Annotated in this window: 10 protein-coding genes, 3 pseudogenes and 1 riboswitch; of the genes and pseudogenes, 9 read left to right on the forward strand and 4 right to left on the reverse strand. The window is 60.1% G+C overall.

The genetic code is table 11. From position 1 onward, the window contains the following. Nucleotides 1–699 precede the first annotated feature (699 nt). The 5 genes and pseudogenes from AC0L7L_RS18525 (at nt 700) to AC0L7L_RS18545 (ending at nt 6786) form a co-directional block, all read left to right on the forward strand. Nucleotides 700–3766, forward strand: a pseudogene (locus AC0L7L_RS18525) (helicase-related protein). Nucleotides 3767–3770: 4 nt separating this feature from the next. Further along, a complete protein-coding gene (locus tag AC0L7L_RS18530) occupies nt 3771–4166 on the forward strand; it encodes an RNA-binding S4 domain-containing protein (RefSeq protein ID WP_272213553.1) in 396 nt (131 codons plus the stop codon). Between the two features lie 165 nt (nt 4167–4331). Continuing rightward, nucleotides 4332–4670, forward strand: coding sequence for a ferredoxin FdxA (gene fdxA / locus AC0L7L_RS18535; RefSeq protein ID WP_272213554.1), 339 nt, complete (start codon nt 4332–4334; stop codon nt 4668–4670). Between the two features lie 425 nt (nt 4671–5095). Continuing rightward, a complete protein-coding gene (locus tag AC0L7L_RS18540) occupies nt 5096–5668 on the forward strand; it encodes a CarD family transcriptional regulator (protein ID WP_272213555.1) in 573 nt (190 codons plus the stop codon). 254 nt (nt 5669–5922) lie between these two features. Continuing rightward, the gene (locus tag AC0L7L_RS18545) at nt 5923–6786 is read left to right on the forward strand and encodes an RNA polymerase factor sigma-32 (RefSeq protein ID WP_272213556.1); all 864 of its coding nucleotides are present in this window, start codon (nt 5923–5925) and stop codon (nt 6784–6786) included. Between the two features lie 18 nt (nt 6787–6804). Here AC0L7L_RS18545 and AC0L7L_RS18550 read toward each other — a convergent pair whose 3' ends face one another. From AC0L7L_RS18550 to thiB, 4 genes are all read right to left on the reverse strand, one after another. After that, nucleotides 6805–8301 (reverse strand): M48 family metalloprotease, encoded by a 1497-nt coding sequence (locus tag AC0L7L_RS18550; protein ID WP_473510596.1) that lies wholly within the window; start codon nt 8299–8301, stop codon nt 6805–6807. Between the two features lie 102 nt (nt 8302–8403). Next, the gene (locus AC0L7L_RS18555; protein ID WP_473510600.1) at nt 8404–9057 is read right to left on the reverse strand and encodes a thiamine ABC transporter ATP-binding protein; all 654 of its coding nucleotides are present in this window, start codon (nt 9055–9057) and stop codon (nt 8404–8406) included. Between the two features lie 14 nt (nt 9058–9071). Next, the gene (thiP, locus tag AC0L7L_RS18560; protein ID WP_473510603.1) at nt 9072–10694 is read right to left on the reverse strand and encodes a thiamine/thiamine pyrophosphate ABC transporter permease; all 1623 of its coding nucleotides are present in this window, start codon (nt 10692–10694) and stop codon (nt 9072–9074) included. Between the two features lie 19 nt (nt 10695–10713). Beyond that, entirely contained in the window at nt 10714–11727 is a 1014-nt protein-coding gene (gene thiB / locus AC0L7L_RS18565; protein ID WP_473510606.1) for a thiamine ABC transporter substrate binding subunit, read from the reverse strand. A 47-nt stretch (nt 11728–11774) separates the two neighbouring features. Further along, a riboswitch (TPP riboswitch) is annotated at nt 11775–11886 on the reverse strand. Between the two features lie 266 nt (nt 11887–12152). Between thiB and AC0L7L_RS18570 the strand changes: the two are divergent. The 4 genes and pseudogenes from AC0L7L_RS18570 (at nt 12153) to AC0L7L_RS18585 (ending at nt 17870) form a co-directional block, all read left to right on the forward strand. Further along, nucleotides 12153–12591: pseudogene (locus tag AC0L7L_RS18570) on the forward strand (FKBP-type peptidyl-prolyl cis-trans isomerase). Nucleotides 12592–12986: 395 nt separating this feature from the next. Then, a complete protein-coding gene (locus tag AC0L7L_RS18575) occupies nt 12987–14606 on the forward strand; it encodes an OpgD/OpgG family glucan biosynthesis protein (protein WP_473510609.1) in 1620 nt (539 codons plus the stop codon). Nucleotides 14607–14823: 217 nt separating this feature from the next. Then, nucleotides 14824–16656 (forward strand): annotated as a pseudogene (mdoH, locus tag AC0L7L_RS18580) (glucans biosynthesis glucosyltransferase MdoH); the annotation flags it as partial. Nucleotides 16657–16697: 41 nt separating this feature from the next. Next, nucleotides 16698–17870: an OpgC family protein gene (locus tag AC0L7L_RS18585; RefSeq protein ID WP_473514012.1), complete on the forward strand. Its 1173-nt coding sequence runs from the start codon at nt 16698–16700 to the stop codon at nt 17868–17870. The last annotated feature ends 2 nt before the right edge of the window (nt 17871–17872 follow it).

Consider the following 17872-nt stretch of genomic DNA (forward strand, 5'->3'; position numbering starts at 1 on the left):
TGGTTAAATATTTAATGAGGCGCCATATATAGCGGTGAACAAAACGGGAAAATTTGGCTGTCTGTGATTCGTCGCTGATTCGTTCCGGCTTTGGTCCTCGGGCAAAAACAAGCTGGCAATTGTCCGTTCTGAGGCCGTTTCGGGCTCTCTCCTGCATCCGCCGTGCCACCTCCGGACAGGCGGCGGAACGAACGGCCGCAGCGTCGGTTCCGAGACCGGCACAGAACCGTGATGCTTCCGCGCGGTGGCGCAGCACGAGGGGGCCAGCAACCTTACCCAGGTCAGGCGCACTCCCGATGCACGCTCGCGCTCCCAAAAAAACGGGGCAGGTGACTTGTCTGTTCATTCTTTGTTTACGAAGGTTAACGCGGATGCTCTGACCTGCGTGGGCAGAGAAAACCACTTTCCACATGTAGACGTCGCAAGAGGCGATACCCCAACATATAGCCGTGAACAAACCGGGAAAACGGGAGAGTCACCGATTCGTCTGTGATTCGTTCGCATCTGTTCCAAATCTTAACAAAGACCGGGTTTTGGGGCAAAATGCGCGTCCCCCTTGCTTGTGGCGCGCAGCCGGTCCATCTATAGGGGAGACGCGCGCTGGTGGTTTTTCCGATCCGGCGATTGAAGCAATGGACGGGGGCGAAAAATTTGGCCCCGGCCAGGGGATTTGGGACCGGGACATTGAAGTCAGAAGCAATGATCTTGAGCGGACGCGGGGTAACCGCCATGCTCGGTCCGACCAATACCGGCAAGACCCATTTTGCCATCGAGCGGATGGTGGCGCACGCCTCCGGGGTGATCGGCCTGCCGCTGCGCCTTCTGGCCCGTGAAGTCTATACCCGCCTTGTCGAGCGCGTTGGTGTGAACCGCGTCGCGCTGATCACTGGCGAAGAGAAGATTTCTCCACCTCAGGCCCGCTACAGCGTCTGCACCGTCGAGGCGATGCCGCGCGAAACCGACGCCGCCTTCGTGGCCATCGACGAGGTTCAGCTGGCCGGGGACCTGGAACGCGGACACATCTTCACCGACCGTATTCTGCATTTGCGCGGACGCGAGGAAACGCTGCTTTTGGGTTCGGCAACGATGAAACCGATCCTGCGGCAATTGCTGCCGGGGGTTTCGATCGTCGAGCGCCCGCGGCTTTCGAGTCTGTTTTATGCCGGGCAGAAAAAGATCACCCGCCTGCCGCGCCGTTCGGCGATCGTCGCCTTTTCCTCCGACGAGGTCTATGCGATTGCCGAACTGATCCGCCGTCAGCGCGGCGGCGCCGCCGTTGTACTGGGCGCGCTCAGCCCGCGGACCCGCAATGCCCAGGTCGAGCTCTACCAGAATGGCGATGTCGAATATCTGGTCGCGACCGATGCGATCGGCATGGGGCTCAATCTTGATGTCGACCATGTCGCCTTCGCCCAGGACCGCAAGTTCGACGGTCATCAATACCGCAGTCTCAATCCGGGCGAACTCGGCCAGATCGCCGGCCGCGCCGGTCGCCATATGCGTGACGGCACGTTCGGCACCACCAGCCGGGTCGCGCCGTTTGACGAGGAACTCGTTCAGCGGCTGGAGACCCATCAGTTCGATCCGGTGAAAGTGCTGCAGTGGCGTTCCAAGACACCTGATTTTGCCTCGCTGCATGCGCTGAAGGCAAGCCTCGACGAGGTGCCACGGGTGCAGGGGCTGACACGGGCGTTGCCAGCTGTCGATCAGCGCGCGCTCGAATTTCTCGCCCGCAACCATGCCATCGCCAGCAAGGCCGACCGGCATGCGCGGATTGAACTGTTATGGGAAGCCTGTGCGCTGCCCGATTATCGGCGGATCACGCCGGCCCAGCATGCCGACCTGATCGCCTCACTTTATCTCGACCTGGTCGAGCATGGCACCGTTGACGAGGATTTCCTTGCAAAACAGGTCCACCATGCCGATCGGACCGATGGTGAGATCGATACGCTTTCCGCGCGTATTGCCCAGATTAGAACATGGACCTATGTTTCGAACCGGCCCGGATGGCTTGCCGATCCGACACACTGGCAGGAAAAGACACGAAAAATCGAGGATCGGCTGTCGGATGCACTGCATGAGAGGTTGACGAAACGCTTCGTTGACCGCAGGACTTCCGTGCTGATGAAGCGCCTGAGAGAGAATGCGATGCTTGAAGCTGAAGTGAGCGTGAATGGTGATGTCTTTGTAGAAGGACATCATGTGGGGGAACTGGCGGGCTTTCGTTTTAAAGCCGTGTCCGGCGCCGAGGGGCCGGACGCCAAGGCGATCGAGGCGGCTGCGCTGAAAGCGCTGGCGCTCGAATTCGAGGCGCGGGCTGCGCGTCTGCATGCGTCCGGCAATTCCGATCTGGTACTCGATGCCTCAGGCACGGTACGATGGCTCGGTGATCCGGTGGCGCGTCTGGTCGCTTCCGACAATGTTATGAGGCCACGTGCCATTGTTCTGGCCGATGAACAGCTCACCGGTGCGGCGCGTGACCATGTGGCCGCACGAATCGAACGCTTTGTCGGGCATACGATCCAAACGGTGCTGAAGCCGCTCGATGACCTTGCCACTGCCGAAGATATCGAAGGACTGGCACGTGGGCTTGCCTTTCAGCTCGTCGAAAATTACGGCGTATTGTTCCGGCGTGATGTTTCCGCCGAGGTCAAGACGCTCGATCAGGACGCCCGCGCCTCGCTGCGCCGCTACGGCGTACGCTTCGGCGCTTATCACGTGTTCATGCCGGCGCTTTTGAAACCCGCGCCTGCCGAGATGATCACGCTGCTCTGGGGTCTTGCCAATGACGGCCTCGACAAGCCGGGCTATGGCGAGCTTATTCCGGTGCTTGCGGCTGGTCGCACATCGGTGGTGACCGATCCGAGTTTCGAACGTGCCTTCTACAAGCTGGCCGGCTTCCGTTTTCTCGGTAAGCGCGCGGTCAGGATCGATATTCTCGAGCGTCTCGCTGATATCATCCGTCCGTTGACCCAGTGGAAGCCGGAATCAGGCGGTGTACGACCGGAAGGTGCGTTCGACGGCCGCCGTTTCGTGACCACGCCTGCGATGATGTCGATCCTCGGCGCAACGCCTGACGATATGGAAGAAATCCTGAAGGGGCTCGGCTATCGCGCCGATATCGCTTCGCCGGAGGATATTGCCCGGATCGAGGGAGCGCAGGCCGAGCGTGACGCGGAAAAGGCTGCAAAACAGCATGCCGGTGTCGCCGTCGAAACCGTTGCCAAGCGCGCCGACAAGCCGGTAGCCGACGCGACTGACGTGGCCGAAACGCCAGAAGCGTCGGAAAAGCCAGCAGTCGCGGAAACCGCAGCGACCGAAACGCCGGAAAAACCGGCGGAAGAACAAGCCGCAACGGTCGAGCAGGCTGATGACAAGCCTGTCGAAGCGAACGCAGACGCCGCTCCGGCTTCGGCAGAAAAGGCTGAAAAGGCCGATGAGGCTGTGGCGAAGGAAGAGGAAGAGCCGAAACCGGTTCTTCTGTGGCGCCCGGGCGGCCGTAGCCAGAATGAGCGCAGCCGCCCGCATCAGGGGCGTGGTCAGCGCACCGAGGGCCGTGGCCGTGGACAGCAGAACCGCAAGGGTGGCGATGGTGAGCGTGAACGCTCCGGCAAGCCCGGCGGCAAGGGCGGTAAAGACCCGCGTCGCGAGCGCAACGAGGGCGAGGCCAAGCCGCGCGAACAGCGTCGTGAACGCGAAAAGCCGGTCGATCCGGATCTCGCCGTTCGCCAAGCTTGCCGCGCTGAAGGCCCAGATGAAGCGGTGAGCCGGTGGCTGAAGGCGAGGCACCGGCAGGCCGTCAGCGCGTCGACAAATGGTTGTTCTTCGCGCGGATCGTCAAATCGCGCTCACTGGCGCAAAAGCTGGTGCGCGATGGCAAGGTGAAGCTGAACGGAGCAAGGGTCATTCGCCCGAGTGTCGATGTGACGGTGGACGACAGGCTGGTCGTCAAGCTTGAGCGACGGGACCTCCATCTGGTGGTGCGCGCGCCCGGTAACCGGCGCGGCCCCTTTGAAGAGGCGCAGACGCTTTACGAGGATGTCAGCCCGCCGCCTGAAGCCCGCGCCAAGCTGTCCGCCTTCGAGCAGGCCCAGCGCGTTGCAGGTGCCGGGCGGCCGACCAAGAAGGAACGCCGCTCGCTGATGCGCCTGCGCGGCGACGAATGAGGCCTTTGGCGGGCCTTTGGAAACTTCTACCCGCAAGAGCCTGCTTTCTGGAATGAAATCATCTTGCGGCAGGCGCCGAAAGCCGTTACCTCACGGTTCGACTGCGGCCGGGCCATGGCTGCGCGTACTGGCTCGCCGGCCCCAAAAAGATTTCTGGAGTCCTTCATGACCTATGTCGTGACCGATAACTGCATCAAGTGCAAATACACCGACTGCGTTGAAGTCTGTCCGGTGGATTGCTTTTATGAAGGCGAGAACTTTCTGGTCATTCATCCCGACGAGTGCATCGACTGCGGCGTTTGCGAGCCGGAATGTCCGGCCGAGGCGATCAAGCCCGATACGGAGCCGGGTCTCGACAAGTGGCTGAAACTGAATGCTGACTTCTCTGAGAGCTGGCCGAATATTACCATCAAGAAGGATCCGCTTCCCGACGCCGACGATATGGACGGCGTTGAGAACAAGTTCGAGCAGTTCTTCTCGGATAAGCCCGGGCCCGGCGATTGAGGGGGCGGTGCGTTTGCGCCGTCGTCGTCCTCGCCGCAGCTTCGCCAAGATTTTTGAACGCACCTGCAATTTGGGGCTTGGCGAAGCCGGAGAATTCAGTTAGGTCTCGGCCAATATCCCCGCTCGCCGGCGACGTCTTGTCGCGGGTGGACGGCTCATTGATTTCTGCTGCGTGTTGTGCTATGTAAGATGCACTGACCCAGAAAACGGCAAAATTGCCTGAAGCCCAAGAAAGCAATCAACCCTAGCGTCGACAAAACTCATTCGAAGTGCAGTTGCCCTTCGAAACAAGCAACTCGTCGCGCTTTTCGTTGTCCGTTTGATGGTTACAGTGGGTGTCGACCCTCCAATCGTCCCACCCGCCGGATCATGCATGTCCGGGACCGGCGCCCGCCGGATGCGTAACAGGGAGTTTTTAAAAGCCTATGACAGTACAACAGAAAAAGTCTGCCGGCCGCCACGGTTTCAAAACCGGTGAGTCCATCGTCTATCCCGCCCACGGTGTTGGCACGATCAACTCCATCGAGGAGCAGGAAGTGGCCGGCATGAAGCTCGAGCTTTTTGTCATCGATTTCGACAAGGACAAGATGCGCCTCAAGGTGCCGGTTGCCAAGGCCTTGAGCATCGGCATGCGCAAGCTGTCGGAAACGGATTTCGTCGAGCGCGCTTTGAAAGTTGTGCAGGGCAAGGCCCGTGTGAAGCGTACCATGTGGTCGCGCCGCGCCCAGGAATATGATGCGAAGATCAATTCCGGCGATCTGATTTCGATTGCCGAGGTTGTTCGCGATCTTTTCCGCGCCGACACCCAGCCTGAACAGTCCTATTCCGAACGCCAGCTTTATGAAGCAGCGCTTGAACGCATGGCGCGCGAAATCGCCGCCGTCAACAAGCTGTCGGACACCGAGTCAGTTCGCTTGATCGAAAGCCACCTTGCCAAGGGTCCCAAGCGCGGCAAGGCTGCAGACGAAGAAGACGACGCTCAGGAAGAGGCCGCCTGAGGCTTCAGCCATCAGAACGGGCCACATTCATCGGCCCTTGTTTTAAAAAATCCGGTCCGCGATGGCCGGATTTTTTCCGTTTGGTGTGCAGTTCACGTTTTTGTGCTCAGAAATCCGTAACTGTCTTTGAACCAAATCGCTCTCTCGTGCGTTGAAATGATCAAGGAGTGTTGGGACAGTTGCGGTTTTGATCGAAACGCAGGTTTTTCCCGGTGCTCAGTGGCCTTGATTGTCTTGTCGTCCGGGAGTGAGCCATGAATATCGATGCACAGGATCACCGTATTGCCAGCGTCGCAATGGCGGCGCCCTATCTGACACGCGAGCAGGAAACCGAACTGGCGACGCGATGGCGCATCAGCGACGACAGCAACGCGCGCAATGATATCGCGATGGCCCATCTCAGACTGGTAGTTTCGATGGCGGGCAAGTTCCGCGGTTTCGGTCTTCCCAAATCCGATTTGGTTCAGGAAGGGTATGTCGGTCTTCTCGAGGCCGCTGCCCGGTTCGACCATGAACGCGGTGTCCGGTTTTCGACCTATGCCAGTTGGTGGGTGCGCGCCTCGATGCAGGATTATGTGCTGCGCAACTGGTCAATCGTGCGCGGCGGCACCAGTTCCAGCCAGAAGGCTCTGTTCTTCAAGCTCCGCCGCCTGCGCGCCATGATCGCCGCGCGCGATCGTGAATTGAGCGCACAGTCGATCTATGAGGAAATCGCGGAGAGCCTCGGCGTTAACGTTTTGGACGTGCAGGTTATGGACGCGCGGCTTTCGGGAAATGACACGTCGCTGCAGGCACCGGTCGGCGCCGAGGGCGAAGAGGGAACCGAACGCATCAATCTTCTGGTCTGCGATCAGCCGTTGCCGGAAGAACAGGTCTCCGGCATGATCGACGGTGAACGCCTCAGCCAGAAACTCAAACGCGCACTGTCCAAGCTTTCAGCGCGCGAAAACCGGGTGATCCGCGCCCGCAAACTTGCCGAAGACGGCGCGACGCTCGCCGAACTTGGTGCGGAACTCGGTATTTCGAAGGAGCGGGTGCGCCAGATCGAGACCCGTGCGCTCGAAAAGCTGAAATCAGCGATGACCGCCGACAGCGGCATGACTGCGGTTCCGGTTTGACGCGCGCTGTCGTCTGGCCTATTGCGAGACGATCTTGACCTCATCGCCGACTGAGAGCGTGGCGCCCGGTCCAAGCGCGTTCAGGATCTTGAACAGCGCCAGCTTGCGGCTTGTTCCCATCATGTTTGCCGAAAGGCCAGCCACCGTGTCTCCGGGCCGAACCTTGACGATCCTGATCCTCAGAGGCTTCAGGCTGGCGATCTCCTGCGGTGTCATCTTGTGGAACGACGCGCGCACAGAGGAGGCGATATCCTCAAGCTGGCCACTGCCGCGCGGCGCCGCTGTCAGCAGTCTGTAGATCTCGTTGCCATCGCGGATCACCGTTACGTCAAAGGACCAGTCGCCAGCAACCGCATGCGCAGTTGCTGCTGGCATGCCATTAACGCTGGTGGTTTCGACCGAGCCGGGCACCAGACCGGTTACCCAGCCGCTCTGGATATAATCACCGAGATCGCGGCGGCCCTTGGCCTTCACACCGTCGAAGCGGATCGCGATATCGCCGGGTCCGGTTGCCACCACGGCATTGGCCTTGTCGGTCATGGAGAAACCGGCAGGCACCTCAAAGGTAATTTCAAGCTTCGGATGATAGAAATTCCGGTCCCGTATATAGCCTTCGTCCGGATTGCTGCCATAAAGCAACCCGTTGATCCCGTTCAGGAAATATTCTTGCCCGACCTCATTTGCGCCGACATTGGCATAAAGAGCCGCTTGGTCGTCAGCCAACTGGATCCGGCGCGGGGTGCTGGGATGGCTGGACAGAAAATCCAGGCTTTCCCCTTCGGCGCCAGCCGATTCATACTGTGCGAAGGCTGCCATGGAGCGCAGGAAACGCGTAGCTGCGGCAGGGTCATAACCGGCTTCGGCGAGCATGCGGATGCCTATGGCGTCGGCCTCTAGCTCTTGCTGGCGCGAGAAGGCGGCAAGACGCATCTTGCCGCGCGCGGCGATTTGCTCGACCTGGGGCGTATCGGGGAGAACCTCGGCGATCACCTCATTGGAAATGGCTTCTGCTTCTTCCCGTCGCTGGCGCTCGATACCGTGATTGGCGGTGACATGGGCCATTTCGTGGGACAGCACGGCGGCAATTTCGGAGGCATCCGTGGCCAGCGCGAGAAGCCCGCGAGTGACGTAGAGATAGCCGCCGGGAAGCGCAAATGCATTGATGGTGGGCGAATTCAGAATGGTGATTCTGTAGGTCTGCTGCGGGTTTTCAGAGACCGCCGTCAACGCGCCGGCAATGCGCGCAATCAGCCTTTCCACCTGCGGGTCGCGATACTGACCGCCATAGGTCTCCAGGATGCGTGGATGTTCACGCGCCCCCATCGCGGCGTTGGGATCGTTACGCGTCAGGGCGTCAACGGTCTGCTCCGTGCTCGCCGTTGCCGGCAAAATGAAATAGCTGTCCGTCGACTGGCATGCCGAAAGCATAAGCACACAGGCAAGGGCCGCGATCGCATACCGCCTGGTGCCCGCGGCCTTTCCTGTCTTCACAGGGCGCAGGATTTCGTTTGCCATAGGTGATGCGTCTGTCAAAACGCGATCCTTGTCCGATCTATTGCAGATGGCAGATTCCTGCCGCCTCTCATGAAACATATTTGGCGTTCACAGTCGCAACGGTCAATAGCGCGCGGAAATCGCATCGTTTTCGATGACCATGCGGTGATCGGCGATCGCCTCCACCTCGCCCGGCTCATGCGAGACAATGACGACGGTATTGCCGGTTTCGCCATGCAATTCAAGCAGCAGTGCGCCCATTTCTCCGCGCATTTCCGGGTCGAGCGCTGCAAACGGCTCGTCAAGCAGCAGAACCGGGCGGTTGCGCACCAGCGCCCGGGCAAAGGCGGCACGCTGGCGTTCGCCGCCGGAAAGCGACCCGGGCATTCGTTTTTCAAAGCCTTTGAGGCCAACGCGCGCCAGCGCTTCCCTGATCCGCTTCCGCCCGTTGTCATCAAGCCGGAGCGCCGCATCCAGGCCGAGCGCGGTATTGGTGAAGATGTCGAGATGGGCGAAAAGATTATTGTCCTGAAACACGACGGTGACCGGGCGTCTGGCCACATGGAGATGGTTCATCACATGCCCGCCGATCAGCACACGGCCGCTGTCGGGTTTTTCGAACCCGGCGATCAGGTTCAACAATGTGGATTTGCCGGATCCGGAGCGGCCGGTCACCGCCGTCACGCGGCCACCGGTAATCTCGCCGCTGAACAGGAAATCCCTGCCGCCGAGTTTGAGCGCTGCACCGTCCATGGTGATGGCGGGGGATTGTGCCACGTTTGCTCCTCTGTTCAGGTTCTTGCCGCCGGTGTGCGGGTGCCGGCAATCATGATCACAAGACAGAGCGCGCCGAGGATCAGCGCAAGGCCGTTGGCATCCTCTGTACGATAACTGCCAAGCCGGCTGTACAGCAGCCAGGGAAGGGTCGTCAGCTGGTCGCCGCCGAAAAGTGCGACAGCGCCGAGATCGCCGAGCGAGAGCGCCATGGCAAAGGACAGTGCCGTCAGCACCGGTTTTCTCAGACCCGGCCAGTCGATAATGCGCAACCGGGCAAATCCGGTGAGGCCGAGGCTGGCGGAAAGACGCGCTGTGCGGGCGCGGTGGACGGAGACCGCAGGCTGCAGCACGCGAAGCACGAAGGGAAGCGCCATCAGCGCGTTGATTCCGGCAACGATTGCGGGTGCGGCGGCATCGGACAGACCATAGGGCCGCAGCAGCAGGAACCAGCCGGTTCCAAGGACGATCGGCGGCACCAGAAGCACAAGCGAGCCCATCGCTGACATCGAACCGGCAGCCCCGCGTTCAAATGCACCCGGCTGTTTCAGCGTATTGATCGTATGGGTGGCGCTGATGAAGGAGAATGCGACGGCAAGCGATACCAGTGCTGCCGAAAAGGCGATCGAAAGACTGGTGGCCGTCGCCCGCAGAAACACCGGCTCGGTGAGCAATCCGAGAAGGTCGGCGCTGACGCCTTTCATGACGATAACCGCCAGCGGCAGGATCAGCCAAACGACGAAAAGCGCAATCAGCATGGCATCGACCCCGCGCGACAGGCGGTGGGCGGCGTCGGGCCGGCGATTGAGGTCGCTGCTTGCGCTGATGCCGGGATCGCCTGCCCGTGGCAGCAAGGCGAGGGCGGCAAGCACCAGCGCCGTCACGAAAATCTGGATACCCGAAAGGGCAACGGCGCGGGCCGGGTCGAAATCAAACCGAAGCGCCTGATAGATCGCAACCTCGATCGTGGTTGCCGCCGGGCCGCCACCAAGGATCAGCACCAGCGTGAACGAGGTGGCGCACAGCATGAAGACGAGGCCGGCAACGCCCGGGATGAGTGGCGCGATCACAGGCCATTCCACGAAGCGGAAAACGGTGCGCTGCGGCATCGACAGCATTGCGGCCGTCTTGAAATATTCCTGCGGCACGCGTTCGAGCCCTGCCAGAAACAGGCGGGCGGCCAGCGGCAGGTTGAAATAGACATGCGCAATCAAGATGCCCTGCAGCCCGTAGATCTGCAGCGGGCGGCCGAGTTCTGCCAAAGCCAGCGTATCGTTGAACAGGCCCTGACGTCCCCAGATGCCGATAATGCCGAGCGCGCCGATCAGCACCGGAAGTCCGAGCGGTACGGCCATCAGCCTGACGATCCAGATCCGGCCGGGAAAATGCGGCCGCCGTGCCATGGCGAGTGCCACGGGTATGGCGAAAACCACAGAAAACAATGTGGACAGAAATGCCTGGTAGAGCGTGAAGCGCAGGATGCGCCAGACATAGGGCTCGTTCAAAACATGCGCGGCATCGGCAAGCCGGCCGAAACCGGACAGCGCGAAAACCGCAACGGCGATGAAGCCGATGACGGCGGCCAACGAAAGGATGCCGGCGTAAAAGCTCCGGCGGAACTCTGCCGTGGTCAAATACAAGATCGTTTTCCCGAGGCGCTCACCGCGCGCTCATGGCGTTCAGCCACTCATCAATCCAGGCCCGCCGGTTCTCGGCCACGACATCAGGGGCAAACTGCAGCGTCTTGTCCGGCGTTACCGCGTTCAGAAAGGCGTCCGGCAGCGGCTCGGAGGTGGCGGCAACCGGCATCATCCAGTTGTGGGTCGGGATCGCATCCTGAAAACCGGGGGTGAGTATGAATGCGAGGAAGGATTTTGCAAGCGCCGGGTCGTCCGCCATCTCCGTCATGCCGGCGACCTCGATCTGGATATAGAGCCCGTCTTCGAAATCAATGGCCTTGTAGCGCTCTGTCTCCTCGGCGATCTGGTGATAGGCCGGAGAGGTTGTGTAGGACAGCACCATCGGCGCCTCGCCGCTGGTGAACAGGCCGTAGGCTTCCGACCAGCCGGGCGCGACCGTCAGGATACGGTCGGAAAGCACTTCCCACTTCTCCGCAGCCGCGTCGCCATAAACCGCCTTCATCCACAACAGCATGCCGAGGCCCGGCGTCGATGTGCGCGGATCCTCGATCACAATCTTTTCGTCTTTCGGTCCGTTGATCAGTTCATCAAGCGTTTTCGGCGGTGAGGAAATACTCTCGCTGTCATAGACGATGTCGAAATAGCCGTAGTCGAAGGGCACGAACACGTCGTCTTCAAACCCGCCTGGAATGTCGAGATTTTCGGTGGAAATGCCGGGTGCGACAAAAAGACCCGTCTGTTTCGCTTCGTGGATCAGATTGTTGTCGAGCCCGAGCACAATGTCGGCCGGGCTTGACTGGCCCTCAAGTTTCAGCCGGTTGAGAAGGGCGACGCCGTCTTCCGCGCCGACAAATTTGACGGTGCAGTCGCATTCGGCCTCGAAAGCCTGGCTGACCAGCGGACCCGGGCCCCATTCGGTGTTGAAGCTTTCATAGGTGTAGATGGTCAGCACCTTGCTGTCTTCGGCCTGCGCGCCGCCTGCGGCCAGCACAGCCAGCGCTGCAATCGAAATCGGAAGATGATAACCGGGCATGACGCCTCCTTGGTGCGGTCTCAATCAACAAGGGAAAAGGGCGTCGGGTCGTCCACGCGTCTAATCCCTCCGCCGGTGTTAGCCGGATCAGGTTCTTCGGGTTGGTCTTGCCTCTCAGCGGACGACGCATTGGCGTTTTCCGCACCCCGTTAGAGCACTTCAACACCTATCCCGGGCTTATCGGGAATTCAAGAGCCGGTCCCTGATTTGAAAATACAGGTGAAAGCCACTAGGTAAGAGGCACATCCGGATCTCTGGATGTGCCCGCCAGTCGTCATGCAGGAAAGTGTGTCGGCTCAATCCTCTGTGGCGCGCCCGGCTATCGGGCCCGCGCTTCAGGAAAGAGAAACGGCGCGCTGGCGCTGGCCCGGGCTTTGACCGGTGCTGTGCTGTCGCGCTCAGTGTTCAAGGAAGGAGCACACGAAATGACAGAAGCAAAGAGCGGGGACACCGTTCGTATTCACTATACCGGAACGCTGAATGATGGTTCGACTTTCGATCTCGTCCGAAGGCCGCCAGCCGCTTGAATTCACCGTCGGGGCTGGACAGATCATCCCGGGACTTGACCGCGAGATTGCAGGCATGAATGTCGGCGACAGCCGCGATGTCCAGGTGCCCTCCACCGAAGCCTATGGGCCGCATGACCCGCAGAAGGTTCAGGTCGTGCCGCGTTCGGCCATGCCGTCCGAGGTTGAGGTCGAGCCCGGCATGCAGCTTCAGGCTCGTACGCCCGAAGGCGAGACCGTGCCGCTGATCGTGACCAAGGTCGAAGAAGAGCAGGTCACCGTCGATGCCAATCATCCGCTCGCCGGACAAGATCTGAATTTCGCCGTGGAACTGGTCGAAATTGTAAAGGCTGCCTGACGAAAGACAGCTGTTGGCGGCGCTGCCGCTATCTTGACGCCGATTGCGTGACATTCGAGAATGTTGCAGTGCGAAGACGGTAAAATGCCATGATCTTGCCATTCTTTGGTTGGATGGCTGCCTTTTACTGGGGCTGGAATGCAACGCGGCGTTCCAGCCCCTTTTGCATACGCGCGCAAGCGCGCTGGGCGTGTGATGCACAGATGCTTGCGTCTTTTTGCGTGTCAGGGGAACAGTGTGGGCGTTGCGCCGTTTCGAAATCGTCTGTTCCTGAAATACGGAGGGTCTGGCGGTGCCTTGCGTTTCGTGTTTTATGCAATCGCAGCGGGAGGCGGCGTCGTTTTTGCTGCCATGCAAACTTTTGGGAAACGTCTTTTTAATCGGCGGGCATTTATATGAAGAGAAGATCCTTTCTGGCGCACACGGCGGTGGGCGCTCTGACCATTTCCGGCCTTGGCGGCCGGTCCTATGCTCAGGAAGCTGCCGTGGAACCGGGCAAGATTCCGGACCAGAATGTGGCGGTCGAGGCTCAGGAACCGCGGCCCGACGCCTTTACCTTCGATAAGTTGACGGCTCAGATGCGGGCTAAAGCCGGCGAACCCTATCAGGAGCCGGCCCAGAGCATTCCCGAACCGTTCAGCAGCCTCCATTACGATGATTATCGCGCGATCCGGTATGATCCCAACAAGGCGATATGGCGCGACCAGTCGAATTTCCAGCTACAGGCATTTGCGCTCGGCTGGCTGTTCAAGACGCCGGTCGATATCTACGAAGTTGCCGGTGGCGACGCAGAAAAACTGGTGTTTTCGACCGATGATTTCATCTATCGCGCACCGCTTGATGTGGAGCAGTTCAAGAACATAGGCCTGCCAGGAGTGGCCGGGTTCCGCATCAACTATCCTTTGAACCGCCCTGATGTCAGTGACGAACTGATCTCGTTTCTCGGGTCCTCCTACTTCCGTGCGCTCGGACAGGACAATCTCTATGGCTTGTCCGCCCGGGGGCTTGCCGTCAACACGGCCACAGGAGAGGGAGAGGAGTTTCCGCGCTTCTCGGCCTTCTATATTGTCCGGCCGGGTTCAAGCACACAGGAGATCACGGTTTTTGCAGCACTTGACGGCCCGAGTGTGACCGGGGCCTACCGTTTCGTCATCACGCCCGGCAAGAATACCCGCATGGAAGTGACCGCGCGATTGTTCTTCCGGAACGATATCGCCCGTCTCGGCGTTGCGCCGATGACTTCGATGTTCCTGTTCGGTCCGGCCAACCATCACGCCTTCGATGACTACCGGGAACGCGTTCATGACAGCGAAGGGCTGAAGATCGTGCGCGCCGATGGAACGGAATTGTGGCGCAGCCTGCACAATGCCAAAAAACTTGCGAATTCGTTCTTTACCGAGGCCGACCCCCGCGCCTTTGGTCTTTATCAGCGCCACCGCGCCTTTGATGACTATCAGGATGCCGAAGCCCATTATGAGCGGCGCCCTTCGCTTCTGGTCGAGCCGCTCGACAATTGGGGCAAGGGTTCAATTTCGCTTGTCGAAATACCGACCGACAAGGAGGTCAACGACAATATCGTTTGCTTCTGGCAGCCCGAGGCTCCGGCGAAGGCGGGTGGCTCGGCAGAGTTCCGCTATCGGCTGACATGGGGCTCGATCGAGGAAGACCGTACGCGCCTGGCCCGCGTCGTTGATATTCGCAGCGGCGAGGGTGGTGTTTCGGGCACGCAAACCGATGACGATATCCGCAAGCTGGTCGTCGATTTCGCTGGCGGTCCGCTGGATGATTTTGGTGCCGGTTCGGAACTGAAGGAACGTCTCCACGTTACCAATGGAGAGATTGTTCACTCGACTGTGTCAACGATCCGCGGCCAGGGCATCTGGCGGCTGGCAATCGATGTGCGCCCTGCAGGCGATGCGCCCGTTGAGCTTGTGGGGGCACTGACAGACGGCAGTCGAGATCTGAGTGAGGTCTGGCTCTATCAATGGAGAAAAGGTGATGATCAACCAAACTGAGCCGAAGACGGACTTTAGCCGTTTTCTCCCGGCCACAGCGCCGCTTCCCATGCCCGATCAGCTGATCGAGCGGCCCCGCCGCAGCCGGAGCTTGATCATGTCGATCCTCGCCCCGGTGTTCGGTTTACAGCGCATTCGTTTGCCGCGTTTCTAGGCCCACGGCTGATCCCGGCCCTGGGATTTTCCGGGGTGTGACCGGTTTCGGCAGGTAAAGCAGGAAGCAGTGATGCTCACTTTCAGGCGAACCATTTCCATTCTTTTTGCAGCGTTGGTGGCAATGGTCGCCTCGCGTCTTGCTATGGATGTGTTTTTTGCCGATGGCGTGGACTGGGTTGACTTTGCCCGGATCGCTCTTTGTGCGTCAACAGCCGCCTGGATTGCATGGGGTGCCGTTCTTGCGATCGGTGGGCTTTTCGGTGCTGCAATCAAAACGCCGCCGCGCTCTTCACTGTCTGACAGTGGACAGTCGGCGCGGGCGGCGATCCTGATTCCGGTTTACAACGAAGATCCGCGCGCCACGTTCTCGTCTGCCCTGGCCATGGCCGAGAGCCTGGCCCTGACCCCCCATGCCGCGCTGTTTGACATAGCGATCCTCTCCGATACGCGCGATCCAGACGTGGCCGCGGAGGAGGAGAAATGGTTCCTGCGTCTGCATGCTGAGGTTCCCGCCCCGATCGCGGTTTTCTATCGCCGACGAAGCGATAATTCCGGCAAGAAAGCCGGTAATATTGGCGATTTCGTGCGGCGCCACGGCGGCCGCTACCCCTATATGTTGATCCTTGACGCCGACAGCCTCATGGAAGGCGAGACCATTGTCGAGATGCTGCGCCGGATGGAAGCCGAACCCAGATTGGGCCTTCTCCAGACGTTGCCGAAGATTGTGGCGGCGCGCTCATGGTTTGCCCGTGCATTGCAGTTTTCCGCAGGCCTGTTCTCGCCGATCTTTACCAAGGGGCTGGCGCGTATGCAGGGACAGGAAGGGCCGTTCTGGGGGCACAATGCGATGGTGCGCACAACCGCCTTCGCCGAAAGCTGCGGGCTTCCGGCGTTGACCGGCGCGCCGCCGTTCGGCGGCCATATCCTCAGCCATGACTATGTTGAGGCCGCGCTTTTGGCACGCAAGGGCTGGATCGTCCGGGTCGATTCCGATCTGGAGGGTTCTTACGAGGAAGGCCCTCAAAACGTGATCGATTACGCCAAGCGCGACCGCCGCTGGTGCCAGGGCAATCTTCAGCATATTCGGCTGCTGGCGGCGCCGGGGCTGCGTATGTGGAACCGTTTCACGTTTCTTCAGGGCGTCATGGCCTATGCCAGTTCGCCCCTGTGGATGGCGTTCATCGCCGCTTCGATCGTTGCGCCGCTGTTTGCGCCTGCCCCCGACTATTTCCCGAGCCCCTATCTGCCGGCGATTTTCCCCCGTGCCGAAACCGCGCTGGCCGTGACCCTTCTCGTCGGCGTGGGCGGTCTGCTGATCGGGCCGAAACTGCTGATCGCACTGCGCTCCGGCATTACGGGTGAGGCTCGCCGTTTCGGCGGGTTCCTTGCCGTATTTTTCTCCACGCTCGCCGAAATCATATGGTCGTCGATACTGGCACCGATAACCCTGATGTATCAAAGCCGGTCTGTGCTGCAGATTCTTTTCGGCATGGATGGCGGCTGGCCTTCTTCCGACCGTGAGGGGCACACGATCCGCCTTGCAGAAGCATTCAGGGCCAGTTGGTGGATTGTCCTGAGCGGTTTTGTCATGCTGGCGGGCGCATGGGTGCTTGCGCCGGCCCTGTTTTACTGGCTGACGCCGATCGCCGTGCCGCAGATATTGTCGCCACTGCTGATAATGGCAAGCTCTGTTCCGGCAAGCGGGCGTATCGCCGCGCGCTGCGGGCTGCTGCAAACACCGGAAGAGCGCGAACGTCCGGCGGTCATGTGCGCCAGAGATGCCGTTCTGGAGCGCTGGCACCCGATGGCGGACGCAGACGAGGAAACAGAGGAATTTGCGGAAAATCCGCAGACGGACAAGGCTGAGCCCGCATATTCGGCCGCGCAAGGATAACGCCGTTGGAGCATGGGGGAGCGCGCGTCGCAGCGCAAACATTGTCGGGGAAGAGCCGGCGTGATCCGCGTCTTGACGTGTTGAGAGGTCTGGCTCTGATCATGATTTTCATCGATCATGTGCCCGAAAACCTCTATTCGTTCTACACAATCCGGATGATCGGCTTTTCCGATGCCGCCGAGGCCTTTGTGCTGATCTCCGGCATCTCGGCGGCACTGGCCTACAGCCACCGTTTTGCCGGCGCAATGCGCTCCACCGCATTGGTGATCTGGAAACGCGCCCTGACAATCTACGGCGCTCATGTGCTGTCCACCGTTGTTGCTCTTGCGATCACCGTTCCGGCGGTATTTGCCTTCGGCCTGATGGAATTCGGTGAGATGAATGGTGTCGATTGGGTCTGGCGCGCGCCGTTCGCAACGGCCATCGGGCTTTTCACGATGACCTATCAGCTCAGCTATTTCAACATTCTGCCGCTTTATGTTGTGCTGTTTGCAGCGGTGCCGGGATTGTTGTGGCTCGGTGGCCGTAGTATTGCGCTGATGCTTTCGGTCTCGGCGGCGATCTGGCTCGCAGGACGCTGGAGTGAACTCAGAATGCCGGCCTATCCCGGCGACTGGGCCTGGTATTTCAATCCCTTCTGCTGGCTCCTGCTTTTTGCCATCGGCCTTGCTATCGGCATTGCCGCACGCCGGGGCGACAGACTGGTACCGTTTTCACCCGTGCTCTATGCAGCGGCTGTTGCTTTCGTCGTCTATGCGGTTTGGTGGCGTTTGACCGGAAACTACTCGTTTCCATGGCCGGAGTTGATAACGCCCGCCGTGATCGCCGATACCAGCAAGGAGACACTGGGCTTACCGCGTATCGCCCATATTCTCGCACTGGCCTATATCGTTATATACCTGCCCGGTTTCCGTCGCTTGCTGGAAAGCACGGTATTCCATCCACTCAATATGATGGGACGGGCAAGCCTGGTCACCTTTGTCACCGGCTCGCTGATCGCCTTCAGCCTGCAGATCCTGCGAACGATCCAACCAACCGGTATTCTGGAAGACACGGTCCTGCTTTCCGTCGGACTCGTGGTGCAGTATTTCGCCGCCCGTTACGGGCTCCAGCGCGCAGGGCGGTTGGCCTTGCCGCAGGACGTGCGCGTTGACGATCGCGCCAATCCCATCAACAGTCTCGTCGTCACGCCACCTGGAAAAACCAATCGGTAAGA

Source organism: Martelella sp. K41-7 (assembly GCF_055808365.1).

Excerpts from the sequence above, each read along its gene's own strand:
- fdxA (WP_272213554.1), top strand. The coding sequence starts at position 4,332 with ATGACCTATGTCGTGACCGATAACTGCATCAAGTGCAAATACACCGAC.
- AC0L7L_RS18540 (WP_272213555.1), top strand. The coding sequence starts at position 5,096 with ATGACAGTACAACAGAAAAAGTCTGCCGGCCGCCACGGTTTCAAAACC.
- AC0L7L_RS18545 (WP_272213556.1), top strand. The coding sequence starts at position 5,923 with ATGAATATCGATGCACAGGATCACCGTATTGCCAGCGTCGCAATGGCG.
- AC0L7L_RS18550 (WP_473510596.1), bottom strand. The coding sequence starts at position 8,301 with ATGGCAAACGAAATCCTGCGCCCTGTGAAGACAGGAAAGGCCGCGGGC.
- thiB (WP_473510606.1), bottom strand. The coding sequence starts at position 11,727 with ATGCCCGGTTATCATCTTCCGATTTCGATTGCAGCGCTGGCTGTGCTG.
- AC0L7L_RS18575 (WP_473510609.1), top strand. The coding sequence starts at position 12,987 with ATGAAGAGAAGATCCTTTCTGGCGCACACGGCGGTGGGCGCTCTGACC.